The 18,039-nt window shown below is 35.2% G+C and carries 13 protein-coding genes and 1 pseudogene; 9 read left to right on the top strand and 5 right to left on the bottom strand.

Going from position 1 to position 18,039, the window contains the following annotated elements; genetic code table 11:
• Positions 1–32 precede the first annotated feature (32 nt).
• The 5 genes from ABWU23_RS07105 to ABWU23_RS07085 all read right to left on the bottom strand — a co-directional run bounded on the left by ABWU23_RS07105 (position 33) and on the right by ABWU23_RS07085 (position 6,518).
• A complete protein-coding gene (locus ABWU23_RS07105) occupies positions 33–818 on the bottom strand; it encodes a hypothetical protein (RefSeq protein WP_353271017.1) in 786 nt (261 codons plus the stop codon).
• A gap of 10 nt (positions 819–828) precedes the next feature.
• The gene (locus ABWU23_RS07100) at positions 829–4,644 is read right to left on the bottom strand and encodes a neuraminidase-like domain-containing protein (protein WP_353271016.1); all 3,816 of its coding nucleotides are present in this window, start codon (positions 4,642–4,644) and stop codon (positions 829–831) included.
• A gap of 98 nt (positions 4,645–4,742) precedes the next feature.
• Positions 4,743–5,495 carry a Tc toxin subunit A gene (locus ABWU23_RS07095; RefSeq protein ID WP_353270559.1) on the bottom strand — a complete coding sequence of 251 codons (753 nt, stop codon included), beginning with the start codon at positions 5,493–5,495 and terminating at the stop codon, positions 4,743–4,745.
• Positions 5,496–5,512: 17 nt separating this feature from the next.
• Positions 5,513–5,809: a hypothetical protein gene (locus ABWU23_RS07090; RefSeq protein WP_353270560.1), complete on the bottom strand. Its 297-nt coding sequence runs from the start codon at positions 5,807–5,809 to the stop codon at positions 5,513–5,515.
• A gap of 25 nt (positions 5,810–5,834) precedes the next feature.
• Positions 5,835–6,518 (bottom strand): hypothetical protein, encoded by a 684-nt coding sequence (locus ABWU23_RS07085; RefSeq protein ID WP_265027167.1) that lies wholly within the window; start codon positions 6,516–6,518, stop codon positions 5,835–5,837.
• Between the two features lie 251 nt (positions 6,519–6,769).
• Here ABWU23_RS07085 and ABWU23_RS07080 point away from each other — a divergent pair, with 251 nt between their 5' ends.
• The 9 genes and pseudogenes from ABWU23_RS07080 (at position 6,770) to ltrA (ending at position 17,929) form a co-directional block, all read left to right on the top strand.
• Positions 6,770–7,258, top strand: a complete 489-nt coding sequence (locus ABWU23_RS07080) for a sigma-70 family RNA polymerase sigma factor (protein WP_065095315.1) — start codon at positions 6,770–6,772, stop codon at positions 7,256–7,258.
• Positions 7,259–7,310: 52 nt separating this feature from the next.
• A complete protein-coding gene (locus ABWU23_RS07075; protein WP_353270561.1) occupies positions 7,311–8,123 on the top strand; it encodes an ATP-binding protein in 813 nt (270 codons plus the stop codon).
• A gap of 23 nt (positions 8,124–8,146) precedes the next feature.
• Positions 8,147–8,953: an AAA family ATPase gene (locus ABWU23_RS07070; RefSeq protein WP_353270562.1), complete on the top strand. Its 807-nt coding sequence runs from the start codon at positions 8,147–8,149 to the stop codon at positions 8,951–8,953.
• Positions 8,954–8,984: 31 nt separating this feature from the next.
• Positions 8,985–9,476 carry a hypothetical protein gene (locus ABWU23_RS07065; RefSeq protein WP_264374871.1) on the top strand — a complete coding sequence of 164 codons (492 nt, stop codon included), beginning with the start codon at positions 8,985–8,987 and terminating at the stop codon, positions 9,474–9,476.
• The gene (locus ABWU23_RS07060) at positions 9,473–10,657 is read left to right on the top strand and encodes an AAA family ATPase (RefSeq protein WP_353270563.1); all 1,185 of its coding nucleotides are present in this window, start codon (positions 9,473–9,475) and stop codon (positions 10,655–10,657) included. Before ABWU23_RS07065 ends, ABWU23_RS07060 begins: the two co-directional genes overlap by 4 nt.
• A 35-nt stretch (positions 10,658–10,692) precedes the next feature.
• Positions 10,693–12,783: an AAA family ATPase gene (locus ABWU23_RS07055; protein WP_353270564.1), complete on the top strand. Its 2,091-nt coding sequence runs from the start codon at positions 10,693–10,695 to the stop codon at positions 12,781–12,783.
• Positions 12,784–12,933: 150 nt separating this feature from the next.
• Entirely contained in the window at positions 12,934–14,457 is a 1,524-nt protein-coding gene (locus ABWU23_RS07050) for a hypothetical protein (protein ID WP_262986568.1), read from the top strand.
• Between the two features lie 90 nt (positions 14,458–14,547).
• Positions 14,548–15,314 (top strand): annotated as a pseudogene (locus ABWU23_RS07045) (IS5 family transposase).
• A gap of 1,325 nt (positions 15,315–16,639) precedes the next feature.
• On the top strand, positions 16,640–17,929 hold the full coding sequence (ltrA, locus tag ABWU23_RS07040) for a group II intron reverse transcriptase/maturase (RefSeq protein ID WP_353270565.1): 1,290 nt from the start codon (positions 16,640–16,642) through the stop codon (positions 17,927–17,929).
• Positions 17,930–18,039: the final 110 nt, after the last annotated feature.

Below are 18,039 nucleotides of genomic sequence, written 5' to 3'. Positions count from 1 at the left end.
TCGATAATGTGGTAGTTGTATTTGTGGTAATTCTACAGAATGGCCTCCAGTTGCTTAGGATTAAGCGGTGGCTGGAATAAAGGCGGTACTGCTTTTTTGCCTCCTATATCTAAACAATGTCTTATCTTGTATAAACGATCTTCAACTTTATCCCAAAGACCAATAAAGCTCTTGTTTTCAGGCTTGCAGAAGTAATTGCTGTATTTGATAAGATCATGAGCTTCATCAGATTGAACTTCAGGTTGTGAACCAGAGGGTAGTTCTGTTTCCAGTTGCAATAAATCATGCTGTTTCAATTCATTGAAGGATTGAGGCTGAACTGAAAAATTCCCTTTTTTAATAGGTTTTGGGCCAAGTAAGTCCCAAGCTCTGATATATAACATCGTAGCTTGATTTAATGCTTCCCATGATCCCTTAGCAAAGAGCATGTCTCTCCAATCGATAAGATTGTTTACGTAAGATATGATGATGTACTTTTCAAATGAAGTTACATGTTGTTTTGCAATGGTGTATGGATCAAATGGATCAATTGCAAGTTCTGTATTAGTTTGCGTATCATTTAGTGATGCAACGATACCGTCATTGTTATGCCCTGCAAAAGGCAAAAACTGCCATGCTTTATCATTGGTAGGGTTGAAGATATATTGATACCATTTTCTTGCTGTAGCAAAATCTTGCTCTTTGTGCAAATGCCAAGCAACCAGCATTGGAATATGGAAAAATATTTCCCATAGATAAAGGCCATAAGCGCCACTGAATTCCAAATCATCACTTGGACGCTCAATTACGCTATCTTGTGGCTTAAATCTCGCAAACAAAAGTTTTTCTTCATTTTGTGGACCTAATATGTGATTCTAAGGTTAAAATACTTTTTGGCCCACCAGCATAAGCTTTTTGACGTAAATAGCGAACATTGCCAGTGATGTTTAACCTCGTAAAAGAGAATTTTATATCTTTAAAATTAGACTTTGGGGTTTCGCTAATATATTCAAACTCAAGTTTATCCTTATTTATCTTATAAGTTGATTGCTCACTAATTGCAGATAAGTTGTAATCTTTAGGTAAAAGCAAGAAAGATTCACGAATATTTTCACGCTCTAAGTTACCTTCAACAATGAACCAGCCTGGTTTGTTTATTACTTGCTGTGATAAGGACTTTTTAAAATCATTTAACAATATTAATTGCTTAGTAGAGTCATTTTCATATAAAAGTGTAGCATTACCATCTTTATTGGTAACATTGGTTTGAAAGATATTTTTGGTTTCTCCTAAAAGAAGCTTATCGTCATAGTTAATTGCATCATAAGATGGATATTGAAATTTATTTAACCGTATTTCACATTTTAATATGTTACCACGTATATCATTACCAAAAAACGTTACTTTGTTATCTTGAATAGAGTGGACAACATGACTTACACCAGTAGTAGTCATAGATGTCCATTTGTTAGTTTCGTCATCATAGATATTGATTTGTTGAGAAGCTCCATCAGCTGGAAAGAAAATAGCCCTTTTGCCTACCACTACTGCTGACACATTAGCTACTGCTCTACTAGCTTCATGAGTTTTCCATTCTCCTTTTTCACTATCGTAAATATCTATTTTTGCAGAATAACGACTTCTTTCAGGAATGTAACCACCAAAGAAAATAGCCTTCTTTCCTACTACTACTGCTGCTGCATCCATTCTCGCTTCACTAGCAGTGTGAGTTGACCATCCTTCTGTTTCACTATCGTAAATATCAACTTGTGCAGAGCTGTGATGATTACTTTTCTGACCACCAAAGAAAATAGCCTTCTTTCCTACTACTACTGCTGGAACCAAACGTGCTTCACTAGAAGTATGAGTTGACCATCTTCCTGCTTCATCATCATAAATATCTATTTGTAATGAGTACTGATCATTACCTTTATTTCCCCCAAAGAAAATAGCTTTCTTACCTAACACTGGTACTGTTGTCTTTTCAAGGTATCGAGCTTCACTAGTGGTATAAGTTGTCCATATTCCTGTTTTATCATCATAAATATCTATTTTTCCAAAGCATTCTTCACCTACACCACCAAAGAAAATGACCTTTTTGTCTATTACTGCTACTCCTGGATATAATCGCGCTTCACTAGCAGTATGAGACGTCCATTGTTTGGTTTTATCATCATAAATATCTATTTTTGCAGAGTATCGGTTTGGTCTCTCTTTATAACCACCAAAAAAAATAGCCTTCTTTCCTACTACCGCTACCTTTGCAGATTGTCTAGCTTCACTAGCGTTGTGAGTTGTCCAATTTCCCGTTTCATCGTCGTAGATATCTATCTTTGAAGAGAATTCAGTCAGATCGTAGGTGTCTCTCTCTGAAGAGGATTTACTTTTTATGCTGCCCCAAAAGAAAATAGCCCTCTTTCCTACTACTGCCACTGCCACTTCACTGCGTGATTCTACAGTGGGATGAGTTATCCAGGTTTCATTGTCATTATCATAAATATCAACTTGAGAAGAATACTGAAAATCAGGGTAACCACGAACCGTACTTCGAAAAAAAAGAACTCTATTGCCAATCACAACACTGTGTGTGTCAGGAAGTTTTTTGTTTAAATTCATAGCACGGGTTTCATAAGTCAGGTTATTAATAAACACTCCCTTCTGATTCTCACTGGCAACTAAATCTTCATCAAGAGTAAATAGATTAGACGGGCTTTCACTATCAAACTTTGTTTCACCTATAATAACTACAATCCGTCTTTCTTCTCCACCTTGTTCTTTTAGATAAAAAACTGCTACTTTCTTCCAGTATAATTTTTTTGCTTCATCAACTGGATCTATTTTAATATCACTTGCAAGCTTTTGTGGTGCTGTCCAACTACCACTTGGTTTTTGAAAGATGTAATTAATCGTTGCATCAATTCTTTTTTCGTTATCTTTCCCTTTTTCAATTTGCTGGACCCAAAATATAAATAATCTGTTGAACGCATATATTGGAGTAACTGTCTCAACTGGAATCGATGCTTCTATTTTCTCCCACGCAGTCCAGTAGAGGATATTTTGGTTTTCTTCATCAAATATTGCTATGCGGTAATAATAATCGTATGGTTGCGCAAGAGTTCTGCCAATAACGTACAGTGTATTTTTTTTATCTACTCTTTCAAAACAGCTATCAACTATCTTTAAGCTGGTTACTTGTTCAAAATCTTCAAAATACTTCATGTATGCATCACTTACTCCTTCATCGGTGATGTTTCCTTGCATTAAAGTATTCTGTAGCTTTTTGTATTCTGGAGTAACAATTCTGCGTAATGTTGGATTTAAGTAGTTTTCTGGATATAATTTTATCTTATTGCTTGCTTCCCACTCCCGATAACTGGACAGCCATTTCCATTTTTCTTCAGTGAATTTCTCATCAACCTTTATATCTTCTTCTATCATAGCGCGATGAATGTATAGCTGAACACTATTTAGTGCTGCTTTAATCGGCGAAATCTTTGAACATTCACTCATTTCAACATCTATCAGCAAGAATCCATAGAGATCCCTCATGTTTTTCAGGTCTTGATTGATATGTATCATGTACCTTGCGAGAATATCCCGCTTTTCTCTTGCTAAATATCCTTCGTCTTCTTCAGTAATGAGCTCCAAATCTCGAGCAACATCAGTGTATTTTTTCCACTCATCATTTCCACTTACTTTTAAATTATATAAATCCTTGAGCTTTAGTAGAACTTTGACGTTAATACCAGCTATATCCATGAGAGGTTTAATCTTCATCAGAGAGCCTACTGGATCTTGCTTCTCAAAACATGGCCTAAATATTTTGACCTCTTTAATAGCTTCTAGCGTATCTTGATTCCAACCAGTTAGCTGAACCATTTTTTCTATTATTTTGTCACTTTTGTAGTCATTTCCATATAGCCAGCTTATGTATTCTGGCAACTTAGAATATAATCCCTTTAGTGTTCTATAGTTTGCTAAAGTCTTGATCTGCTCAATTGACCAGGTTTCTTGTCCTCCATATGCACTCTTGTAATTTGCAATACTCTCTACTTCAAATTTTAATGTTGTAAATACATCTATATTATGAAGAAACTTTTCTAAAAATCCTCTGTCTGAAAATGATTGCGGATTCTCTGGATCAGCAGTAAATGTATAAATAGCATCTAGTATTTCAGGTTGAATATTACCTACAAACTTATACACCTCGTTATAGAAACTTTGCTGATCTTTTACTCCTTGTACTGAATTGTGCAATTGTTCTGCAAGTTGCTTGCTTGAGGCAGGATCAATCAATCTGCGTATTTGCTCTGTCGTAATTGCATGTTTTGTTAGCCAATCATTAAACTCAACTACATTGTCTTGATTTACTCCTTCTATCTTTAATTGTGATAAGAGCTCTGCTATTGGTATGTTTACTAATCTTGCAAGCAGAACTTGTTTGTATACTTTTAAAATTTTTTCTCCGAATACCTCTTGATCATTGTGGTAGTTAATTAAAGAAGTTAATTCATTACTCTTTACTCCTAAAATATTTTGTAATGTACTATAGTTACTTGCTGTGGCAGCTAAATCTTTGAGGCTTTTTTGACTTAAAAGTGCTTTAAATTCTGGTAAACTGTCAATTTTATTTGATATACCCTCTGGTAGACTATCAGCATACAATGCAAATATTTTAGCTAAAGGTTGTTGAAATTTTTCATGTAGATTTTTAATCTTTGCTATTTTTTTCTGATCAATTTTACCCTCACTTAGTGCTTGAGTTAACTCATCAAATGACCAGTGAGTTTGTTTGCTAAACGAATAAAGCGATGTAGAAAGCTTAGTGCTTGGTTATCAAGGTTATCTATAATTTGTTTTTTGTGCTCATCTATAGTTTGTTCTGTAACGGCAAGTATTATTGAACCTTTAATTTTATTATAGCTATCAAGTAATGACTGAAGTTTATCGTGCTCCATACCTGTTTGTGCAATGAATTTATCAACATTTTTTAGTTGATCTATTTCCCCATCTTTTATTCCATATACTTCTTTTAAATAAGTTTCTGTTTTGTTATCAGACGTAATTACTTCATATTCTTCCGGAGAAAGACATAAAAACTCTGCATCAGTATCAGCATTTGCAATGAGTATTTTATATATCTCTGCTAAGCTTGTCTTATGCTTCTTAAGATAAGCACGTATACTCATTAGTGGAAAATTTGCTGGAAGGTTAAAAGGATATTTGGCAGTTGCAAGTTTACTTAGAACATCATCTCCAAGATCATGCTTTAGCTTTTCCTCCATTATCTCATTTACGATTTCAAGATATAACTTCTCTTTGTTGGTATTGTCGCAATCGAGTTTGATATCGTAGAGATCTGGACGACGTTCTTCGAGTGATTTAGTTGGTTGTGCTGTAATATATTTACCAACTATTTCCAATAACTTAACCAGATAAGCTGCAGGACTTAGTACTGATTGGCAACTTTCACACTGATTGTAATCATCAGTATTAAAGATTTTTGATATATGCATGTTTTCCCCTATAAATTTTAATGTATGTTGCAGCAGCGTTGAGCTCGATAATGAAGCTCAGAAATTTCCTTAGCATTTGCTACATAAACTGAAATAAACTTCTTTCTGGCTACAGCTTTTTGGTAGATATCCCGTGCCGTGCTTTCTAAAAATGTATCTTTTACTACTTCAACAAACCTATTCTCGGATAAGTCAGTAATTTTAAACACTGAGTCATATAAGAAGTTTTCATCGTCTTTAAAACTCAGTAGCTGCTCAGCAGTGGAATCATCAAGTCCCATCTTCTGTAAACGAATAAGCGCATCATTTGTCATTTCTTTTTTTCCTTTCATAAATTTTTTAAAATGTTACTACAAAGGCAAATGTTTCCCGGGTTGCTGCAGTTCTGATAAGTGGTACGGTGTGTTCTAAAACTAATAAGATTCCAGGATTTTCCACGTCTTTTGGTTCAAAATATCTTTGTCCTCTAGGTAACCCTTCTTTTACTTTAGTACCAACCATAACCCCTAATTCCCTTATCACTTGATTTGCTGCGTCCGTGAAATCGAAAGTAAATTTAAGATAGAGATTATTAGTTGGTACATTTGAGGGCCTAAACCTTCCAGAAGGGGTCAAAAGCTCTCCATTCTCATCACCTGTGCAGAAGAGCACTTCGTTCGCAGTACGTCTGCCAAGCTCATTGAGCAGTTTTTCAGAAGTTATCAGCTCTGGTGGTGTGCTTTCACTATATTCTACAGTAACTGCACTATTTGCCCTGATAGAGCTATTTCCCGTACGTTTAATTACACCAGTACTGCTATCAACTATATAATCTATACTTGGCTGATAAGTTGTTTGTCCTGTAAAAACCCTTACATCTTTAATAGTATGGTGATTTAGAGCTATTTCACCCTCAATAAAAACTTTTTCGACCTGATGGCTACTTTCCCAATTGGCATCACCACTACCCCAAGCAAGATGTATAACTTGCTCTTTTATGCTGGCTGCTATTGCTGCTCTTCCTGATTGTGTAAGAATTGACACCTGTGATGAGTTTGAAAGGCTTATATAATATATATTCAGGATTTGGAAAATTTTTGTCCAAAAAAAATGAATTTTTGCCTAATTTTTTGTTGCAGTATTATTTAAAAATCGAACTGTATTATTCTCGAAAAAAAACAATAGAATATCAATAGGTTAAAAATTGCATCTGTATTATTTATTTTTGCTCCTGTCCTACAAAGTGCACCTATAAGTTCTCATCCTTAAAGCATTAATTGTTTTAGGGAAAAGTTATGAAACTAAAAACTGCCATAGTTGTTCAAAATATACGGTATCAAGCTAAGAGATTAAAACTTTTTGAATGCTTTGCTCATGAAACTCATGAAGATCTTGAGCAAGAACTTTTCTGTGAAATTTGGACTTATCTTGATAGATATGATGAAAGTAAAGGTAGCTTTAACACTTTTGTAGCAAGATTAACTGAACGTCGTGCCAATAACTTATTGGAGAAACAACTATGTATTAAACGCAACATTAATAACTACGTCAATATTGAGAAAACAGAAGCTTTTGAAGATGAAGTAGCAAAACGTACTGATGTAGATTACATGATTTCAACGCTACCAAGAAAGATGCAAAAGATATGCGAACAACTCAAGTACTTTAACTTATATGAAGTTGCTAAGATGAACAACATATCAAGAACTACTTTAAATACTATGGTAAGAAAAATACGTATAAAACTCTCTTCCATCTACTACAAGAGCAAAAAGAAAAATTGAACATAAATTCTACCTTTCCTGAATATATAACATATACCATTGAGGTGAATAAATGACTTTTAAAATTTTAAACAATAATGAAAGATTGAAAACAACTACAGGCATAAAAGTAGTAATTTTTGGTCCTTACGGTATTGGTAAAACCAGCCTCTTAAAGACTATAAGTGAACCAACACTATGTCTTGACTTTGAAGCAGGTCTGCTTGCTGTTCAAGATTGGCAGGGAGATTCAATTAGTGTTCGTACTTGGAATCAAGCTCGGGATATTGCCTGCCTAATTGGTGGTCCAAACCCTGCGCTGAAATCTGACCAAGCATACAGTCAAAAACACCATGAACATGTATCTGGCAAGTATAAAGATCTTCTTTCTGAAGTTTCTAAATACCGATGCATCTTTGTGGATAGTATAACCGTTGCTTCACGTTTATGTCTTTTATGGGCAAGGATGCAACCTGAGTGTTTTTCTGATAGATCGGGAAAAGAAGATAAAAGAGCTGCTTATGGGTTACTTGCTCAAGAGATGATGGCATGGCTCAATCAGTTTCAACACATCAGAGATAAAGACATCATCATAGTTGGCACACTAGGTCAATATCTTGATGACTGTAATCGTTCAACATGGCTACCTCAATGTGAAGGGGCTAAAACTGCTAGTGAGATTCCAGGGATAGTTGATGAGGTAATCAGCATGGTTGGAATCAAGAAAGATGATGGAACAGAGAAACGTTCATTTGTCTGTCAGACTATTAATTCTTGGGGATATCCAGCTAAAGATCGCAGTGGCTGCTTGAATATGGTTGAAGAACCACATTTGGGTAAATTACTTGCAAAAATTAAAGCCAAAACTTTGGCACCTATTGCTTAATTAAAAATTGGAGAATAATTATTATGGGACAAAGCTTTTTCAATATCGGTCAAAAAATTCCCTTTTTCAGTGTGAAAGAATACTTGAATGATCAATCACCAATACCAGAAGATATAATCTCACCAAGAATTTTAACAAAAAGAGGCTTATTGGTACTGGGTGGCCCACCTAAAATCGGCAAAAGCGACTTTTTGATCTCTTGGCTTGTCTACATGGCTGCTGGTAGATCATTTCTTGGTATGATGCCAAATAGACCTTTGAAGATCTTCTACATGCAAACTGAAATTGAGTATGACTATATGAAGGAACGTTTGCAACAGCTTCAACTTGATAAGGAACTTTTGGATATAGCTGCCAATAACTTAATTATCACGCCAAAAGTGCAATTATCTTTCAGCAGTGAAGAAATAGATGAAATCAAAAATACTGTTAAAGAGCGTTTTAAACCTGATATTATTGCGATTGATCCTCTTCGTAATATCTTTAACTCAAGTGAATATGGCAACGAAAATGACAACAGCGCTATGCTATTCTTCTTGCAAAAAACACTTGAAAGACTGAGAAATGTTATCAATACAGATTCGGGCATAATACTCACTCACCACACAAAAAAACTGTCCAAAAAGATGCTGGAAGAAGATCCATTTCAAGGCCTAAGCGGTGCTGGATCTTTACGTGGATTTTATAGCACTGGCATGGTGATGTTTGCTCATGATGAGGAAAACACTGTCCGTCAAATAGTATTTGAGCTTCGTAATGGTGAGCGTGTAGCAAGCAAGCTTGTCAATAAGATAAATGGTCATTGGCAGCTTGTAGACCAATGGAGTTGATTCTTTTTTTACTTAATTTATAGGGAACAATATGCTAACAGATTTTTTAACTGATTTTAATACTGCAAAATTACAAAGTAATTTAATACCAAAAGGTACAATAGTCAAGGTAAAAATGGCAATTAAACCAGGAGGTTATGAAAATTGGTTCACTAAAAGCTATGCTACCGGCAGCATCTATTTAAACGCTGAATTTACTGTCACTGAAGGTCCATATGCAAAACGCAAGATTTTTCAAGTAATTGGTATTAAAAGTGGCAAAGCAAGAGTTGAAGGAGAAGATGTTTGGGCAGAAGCTGGACGTTCTATGCTTAGAAGTATTTTAGAGTCAGCACGGAACATTCATTCAAATGACACTTCAGAAAAAGCAGCTATTGCTAGAAAAGTCAACTCTATAGCTGACTTTAACGGGGTAGAGTTTACTGCAAAAGTTGGTATTGAAGCTGATCGGTATGGAGAAAAGAACAAGATTGCTACGGTTATTACTCCAGAACAATCTGAAGTTGATTGGTTGCCATTTTGAAGTACGACGAAGAGAAGCTCTGGATTGCTGTAATTGAGAGAGCTATCAAAGATGCAGCAGGAAAAAATCTAGAGCTAAAGAAAGAAGCAATTAAATGGTTTGATTCAGAGTCTTTTGAAACTGTTTGTGAGCTAGCTAATCTCAGCTCTAAACGTATGAAAAGTATGTATGGGGGTTTTATGCAGAGAAAGGAAATAAAAGGATTATTGATTGATAATATTAAGGAGTGTGTACCTTACCTAATTCCAAACGGTAATTTTTATCGAGAGAGGACTTATGTTGGCAACTGTGACGGGGATATGATTACAGTTAAAATAGTGGGTAAAGAAGCTGGAAATTGGCATAATTTTACTAAAGGAATTAGTGGTGATATCATTGATCTTTGGACTTTAGTGAAAGGTGATATAAATTCCGCTAAGAAGTGGTTAAATACTAAAGAAAACACAACAAAACATAAAATTACATCGTTTTCAGCAAGGCATTACTTGAATGATAAATCACCAATGCCAAAAGATATAATAGGCCCAAGAATTCTAGCTCCAAGTGGTCTTTTGGTCATAGGTGGAACTCCAAAAATAGGAAAAAGTAATTTTCTACTTTCCATGTTAGTACATTTAGCTGCTGGAGTATCATTTCTTGGTATGAAGCCTGCAAAGCCACTTAAGATATTCTATCTACAGAATGAAATGGAATATGATTACATAAGAGAGCGCTTACAGAAGCTAAGAATAAGCAAGAAAATCCTTGATGAAGGAACAGAAAACTTAGTTATTACTAAAAAAGTACAGTTAACTTTGAATGTGGAAAAAATAAAGGAAATTATGTCGGAAAATCTCGATGTAAAAACAGTTGATCTTATAGTAATAGACTCTGTTTTTGATTATAGGAGTATGATCTCTTTTCTGCAAAATAGTATTGATGAACTACGCTCTATAACTAATCCTACGGCTGGAGTAATAGTTACACATTACACAAAAAAAGTGTCAACAACCACGTTAAAAAAGAATCCATTTCAAGCATTGAGTGGTGCTAATGTTTTAAGAAGTTTATATACATCTGGAGTAATGATATTTAGGCCAGAAAGGAATACTCTGCAATTGATGTACGAACTTAAAAACGGCAAACCAATACCAACAAAATTCATAAACATGGTTAACGGACGCTGGATAGCCACAGCTTAACCAAATTTCTAAACTTTAAATATATTGGAGATTTTATGGGTATCTATTGTGATTTTAATACTGCAGCTCCACGAAAAAATGCACCGTTAGTAGAAAAAGAACAACTTAAAGCTCAGCTTCTGTTAAATATCAGATCATGCCTTTCATATCTATTACCAAGAGGAACTTTTCGTGGTGATAAGTTTTATGTAGGCAATGTACAAGGTGATAAAGGAAAGAGTCTAGTAGTAGAATTAAGTGGTAGTGAAGCTGGCCTATGGCATGATTTTGCAACAGGAGAAGGTGGTGACATTATCGACCTTTGGGCGGGAGTAAATAGAAAAAGTACAAGAATAGAGTTTCCTGAAGTAATGGCTTCTATAGCTGAATGGTTTGGAAAAAAACATACTAGGAAATATAAAAATCTAGAACAATTTTTAACATGCAGTTGGAACTACTACGATGAAAACAATCAAGTTATTGTCATAGTCAACCGTTATGATCTTCCCGGAGGAAAAGAATATCGTCCTTTTGATGTGAAAAAATCTATTTTTACTGCACCAGAAGTAAGGCCTCTATATAATATTCCAGAAATCTTAAAGTCTGATAAAGTTATTCTGGTTGAAGGAGAAAAATGTGCAGAAGCTCTGATAAAACAAGGTATTACAGCAACAACAGCAATGTCTGGAGCAAATGCACTTATTGAGAAAACAGATTGGACTCCACTTAAAGGTAAAAATATTATTATTTGGCCAGATAATGATGAACCAGGTAAAAAGTATGCTGAAAATGCTACTACAAAACTTATTAGTTTAGGTATTGCATCACTTTCTATGATTAAAATTCCAGAGAATAAACCGAAAGGCTGGGATGCTGCTGACTATTTACAAGAAAGCACAAACGTCTCTGATTTTATCAAGAACAACGCAAAAAAAGTAATGATTAAACCGCCACTAAAGATTTTAGACTGGAGTGCAGAACGCTTTGTAGGTCCGGTACCAGAGCAAAAGTTTCTTGTTGAGGGAGTATTTCCTTTAGGAGTTACTTCAATAGTGGCTGCTATGGGAGATACAGGTAAAGGCATGCTTCTTCTTGATCTAGCACTTAAAGTTATAAGTGATAAAGATCAGATATGTAGTTTTGGTTCATTTGTTACTGAGCATGGATCAGTGGTAATTTTTTCAGCAGAAGATGATGCAAGTGAGATACACCGCCGCTTAGAACGACTCGACCCTAAGTGCGAAAGGTTAAAACATAAAGATAAATTATTTATTGTACCACTGCCAAATGTCAGAGGATCACTTACAATACTCAGAAATGTTCGTGGTAAAATCGTTGAAATTTCTCCTGAATTTGAATCAATCATGAAGCAGCTCGAGGAAATAAAAGATCTAAAACTGATAGTATTTGATCCACTTGCTTCATTTATTCATGCAGATATAAATGCTGATCCTGCTGTAGGAGATTATCTGATGTGTTTGCTATCTGATCTAGCGTGTAGTACTGGAGCTGCAATTATTACTGCTCACCATATGAGAAAACCAAAAGGAGAAAAACCTATACTAACTGTTGAGCAAGCAAGAGATGCAATTAGAGGTACCTCTGCCCTTGTTAATGGTGTTAGATGTTCATATGCTTTTTGGCCAATAGAAGATACAGCTAAGCTAGAAATCTTTAGGTCAATGGGTGAGACTCCAAGACAAAATGCTTTATTTTCCGGGGCAGTTGTTAAAGCAAATGGGTTAGCTGATCGCACTGTACGTACTTACCTAAGAAATCAAGAAACAGGACTACTAGAAGATATAACGGCACAATTAAAAGTTAAAGACATTAGTGATAAAAGTCTTAAGATATACCTTATCAATGCAATTAAACGATCTGCTATTGCAGGACATCCATTTACTCATACAGGAAGCACAGGAGTATATAAACAACGGCATAGGCTACCTGAAATCTTTCACAGTATGGGAAGAGATAGATTAGAACGTGTGGTGCAGGAGCTTTTGCAGGCAAAACAATTAGTAAAAGGAATGTCTAAAGGTTCAAGAGAAGATAAGTGGCTTGACGTTATAACAGGACCATTTGCTTGTGGTATAGGAAAATTCACTCCTGGAGCTGAAGATTTTAGCTGTAGACAAAGCTTATAAGTCTCTATCTTTATTTACAAATCCCTCATACAGGTTTAAAATACTATAAATAGGGATTCTAAAATATACTATCAGTTTTCTTAATATATTATCAAATTATTTATCATTATATGATACAACTTACAGCATATTTATAGTAAGGTGTTAATCATGAAAGAGGCAAAGAAGAATCCAGTAGTTAGATTAAAGGCTACAGCTAAAGAATTTAATTTTCTTAAATTAAGAACAGATCAAGCTAATAAATTAGCGAATTCCGGTGAAACAATGTTCTTAGATTTTCAAAGGATGAATTTTATTATTAACGGAAAAGAGATAGATAAAAATCTTATTATTGCATTTAAGGAAGGAGCTAAAGATTATAAAAATGAGATTTTTAACCGTGATAATTTTGATAACCTCTCTGAAGAAGGTAAAGCTTTTATGGAACCAGTACTTAAGGAGCTTGATCAAGATAGACTATCTGAAGTTTGGGAAAATCATTGTAATAGCCCTACAGTTGCTGATGAAAAAAAAATTGATGAATATAGAAAGGAATTTGAGAGATTTTATAACACAGGGAGAAGCTCTTATCATCTATTCTCCAAAAAAGATTACCGTGCATTAGCAAAGGAAACTTTCAAGGAAATGTTTAGATACGCTGAAGCAGAAATACCAAGTGATGCTATTTTAGAAGAGTTAGTCACCAATTGTAATCAAGCAGGGTATGGGGCTGGTATATTTAATGAATCTCATGCAGCACTCAGTAGTTGTAGCTTAATTCCACACAGTCCTAAAAAAGCGCTAAACATTTACTGCACTGATCACAACTGCATAAAAGTGACGTCTGATATGGCAATGCCTATAACCACGGTTGACAATCCGGAAGAGAAAATATGCGACCTATCCAGCTCATTAGAATTCACACTCGAATCTCAAAATGACAAAGATGATATAATATATAAAGAAGGTAAATTATCACTCACTATTCCTGAAGAGTTAAAAAATTATAAAGATAATGGCAAGAGCTTGTTTGACATTATTAAAGAATATTTTCAGAAATTTTGTGCAGAATTAGGATTTAAACATAAGACAAAAATACAAATAGAGCATGACTTAGGTACTCAAATCAAAGTAAGTAACTACTTAGGTGACACAATATCAATCACAGGATCAGATGCAAATAAAGAGTTTATCCATCTTTTAAGCAAAAATCTCAGAGGGAGGTTATTGGAATCAGGAGTTGCTCTAGGAGATGAAGATGTTGATGGTATTATTGAAGTTAGAGTATCTGCAGTTATGGATCTACTTAGTGATTATGCCAAATTGGAAGATAATAAAGAAAACAGGGAGTTATTAATAAGTGAAGTAGCAGATAATTTAGGGCTTTCCTTTCAAGGTAAAATATCATCAGAAGTATTAGGATCTTTACCTTTTTTGATAAAAGATAAGGTTAATCATAACCAAGTTCAGTTTGTTGTAAATATTTTTACCAATTTAATTATTGAAGGGAAAAGCGAGATGTATGAAAAAAAGGGTGCGATTAATGCAATTGATGCAATTCATCAGAAGGTAGATAAGGCAATTGTTGAACAAGAAAAAAAAGCAACCAACAAACAAGATATAGAAAATGATAAATGGACAGATAGAATCAAAAAACAGAGATTATCTATGGAACCACATGAACATTTACATTAAAAACACTGGTATGCTCTTTAAATATCTTAGAACCTGTCTTGAAAAGAAAAAAAGGGAATGATGAGGTAAGTTAAAAATAGGAGGTAAGAATTGTATCCAAGCGATATAAGTGACAAGGAATGGGAAATTTTGGAGCCACATGTTGCACAAGGAGCAATAGGGAGGCCAAGGAAGCACAACATCAGAGCAATTATTAATGCAATAAGGTATATAATGAGAGGTGGCTGCCAATGGCGAATGCTGCCAAAAGACTTTCCGCCGTGGAAGACTGTGTATGATCATTATTTTAGATGGCGTAATAACGGAAAATTGCAGGAAATACATGACACTTTGGTGAAAAAGGTAAGAGAAATGGTTGGTAAAAATGATACACCATCAGTTGGGATAATAGACAGCCAGTTAGTAAAAACAACTCAAAAAGGGGATCCAGAGGTTACGATGCTGGCAAGACAATAAAAGGCCGTAAACGCCATATTATTGTAGATACATTAGGCCTAATCAATGTAGCTGACGTTCATAGTGCAAGTGTTCAAGATCGTGACGGCGCTCTGAATCTTTTTTCTCAAGCTAAACAGAAAACTCCAACATTACAGAAGTTTTTTGCTGATCAAGGATATACAGGTGAGCTTCAAAATCGCTGTTTTCTGAAGACAGGATGTCTACTCACAATTGCCAAAAAAGCTAGTGATTCTGTAGGGTTTTAGGTCATTCCTAAGCGATGGATTGTTGAAAGAACTTTCGCTTGGCTTTCGAATTTTAGGCGCATGAGTAAGGACTATGAACACTCGCCACTTACTTCAAAAACTAATATCTTCTTTGATATGATTACTATTATGCTTGCTAAATTAACCGTTTAAATCTTTTCAAGACATGCTCTTAGAGTTTAATCTATTTTTTTATTCAATCTACTTAATCAAAAATATTAACTTTGGAGCCAGAAACTACAACCTATTATAAGCTATGATTTCAATTAAAAAGGGATAAGACATCAAATGGTTGAATTACATTCCTGATTCCTGGGTTATTCACTAAACAGTTAGAAATCAAGGAAGCTAAAACCTGCATAAAACCTAGACTTTTTGACCTACATTCCTAAAAGCATTCCTAGTAACTACATACTTAAAGTTAGCTAATATGGCTGATTTTACCATTCCTAAAACTCTTATATATTATATATATATAATAACAATAGTAATAAATAAAATAAATATATAAACTACAAATAAATAAAACTTATCAAAAAGAAGGAAGATCAAAAAGACCACCGAAAAACATTATTTAGATTTAATGAAAAAAATACAATTTAGAGACAATTGCGGTTAGTACGATTTTAAAGGGATTTTACGACTTCATGGTACAATTGATCACTGAGACCTAAGTTGCTCGTGTAGGATAGCTTAAAACTCAATTACGAGGCATTTCTTTTGCTTTAAACTTTTATCTTTGTAAAAGAAACCCTTGCCTAGCTTATCACGTTTTTTATTCGTTGTAAAATATTTTTTCAAAATAATAAACCAGATGAACGGCAAAGAACAGAAGCGACTGCGAGACGGAATGCTTTGTGTTGAAGGCCTTGTTTTCCTTTTCTACCTTACTATAAACTACTGATTAAAGATACAAAAATAAAAAGAAGCAAATACAGTATTTTAAAGCATTTTATGAGTTATGGTTTGGTGTGTCCAGAGAAGGTGAAGATGTTCAGTGGGAGTCAGACCCACCAGGATAAAAGTCGGAGTCCTGTAGCTAGGGTAGCAATGTGGAGGGAAACCAAAATGTTGAAGCCTACCGACAACGTTATCGTAGGATAATGGCGAATTACCAGGCCGCAGTGAAAACGAACACATGGGTGGCCCCGAAAAACTCTAAGTACTAAAGGCCGAGCCCACCAAACCAGGGCGAAAGCAATATAGGAGGCTGAAACACGAATGATACAGCATACCTACTTTAGCGGGGTGATAGTGGCAGCATGGTAATAAGGACATATAAAGCAACTGGAGAAACCCTCCTCATCCCAAGGAGAAAAACCTTGGAGTGGTAGGTTCTATAACTGGAAAACAGGAAATGAACCGAAGATGAAAGGGTGGCGGATGGGTGTGTAGTAGCGAAGAAATGGGGTAACGCCCATGGAGCAAAGGCACCCTACTAGTAGAGATCTTTTAACAAAAGGAAGGTAAAGGTAAAAATGACAAAAATGCCAATAAAATTACAAGACCTGAGAAGAAAGATATATATCAAAGCGAAAGCAGAACCGGAATGGCGATTCTGGGGAATATATGTACACGTCTGCAAGATGGAGACACTAGAAGAAGCATATAAGCTAACAAAGAAAAGCAATGGGGCACCAGGAATTGATGGGGTAACATTCAAATCGATAGAGGCAGAAGGCTTAGAAAAGTATCTTCAGCAAATAAGACATGAACTAATAACCAAAACCTATAGCCCAAATAGGAACCGGAGAAAGGAAATACCAAAAGTTGGGGGAAAACTCAGAACGTTGAACATACCCTGCATCCGGGATAGAATAGTGCAAAGTGCACTAAAGCTAATAATTGAACCGATATATGAATCTGACTTTCAGGACGGATCATATGGATATAGACCCAAGAGAAAAGCGCATGAAGCAGTAAGCAGAGTAGCGAAAGCAGCAATCAAAGGCAATACAAAATGTATTGATGTAGACCTGAAATCCTATTTTGATAACGTACGACATCATATTCTCATGGAGAAAATTGCCAAGAGAATAAATGATAAAGAAATCATGCACTTGATCAAGCTAATCCTTAAGGTAGGAGGAAAACGAGGAATAGCGCAAGGGTCGCCGATCTCACCGTTGTTGAGCAATATATACCTCAATGAGGTAGACAAAATGCTAGAGAGAGCAAAAGAGGTGACCAGGGAAGAAAAATATCAACGTATAGAATACGCCAGATGGGCAGACGATTTAGTGATACTGATAGATGGGTACCAGAGATGGGAATGGCTCGAGAAATTAGTGTACAAAAGGTTACAAGAAGAATTAGCAAAACTAGAAGTAAGTGTAAATGAAGAAAAGACAAAAATTGCCAATCTAAAGAGAGGAGAAACATTCAGCTTTCTAGGATTTGACTTTCGAAAGAAAATTACAAAACAAGGAAAGTGGAGAGTACAGATAACACCACAGATGAAAACACGAACAAGCCTACTTCAAAAGTTGAAGAAGGTATTCAGTAACTATAAATCGCAACCAATACGGAGAGTGATTCAGATCATCAATCCGATATTGAGAGGGTGGGTAAACTACTTTAGAATAGGAAACTCAAGTCGAAGCTTCAGCTACGTTAAACAGTGGGTAGAGAAGAAAACAAGACGCAATATGATGCAAGCCAGAAAAGCAAAAGGATTTGGTTGGAAAAGGTGGAGTAGCGAATGTATATATGAGACCCTTGGTCTATATTCGGACTATAGAATAAGATATTACGTTCCGAAAGCCTAACCAGCACAATATGTTATAAACTTTGGTAAGAATCTACTAGGAAAGCGTAGTGCGGGAAATCCGCATGCTGCGTTTGATGAGGCGGGAATTGGAAACGTAAACATGGGAAT

The organism is Wolbachia endosymbiont (group A) of Hedychridium roseum, assembly GCF_964028325.1.
Classification (GTDB): domain Bacteria; phylum Pseudomonadota; class Alphaproteobacteria; order Rickettsiales; family Anaplasmataceae; genus Wolbachia.
This window is presented reverse-complemented; position numbering and strand designations above follow the sequence as displayed.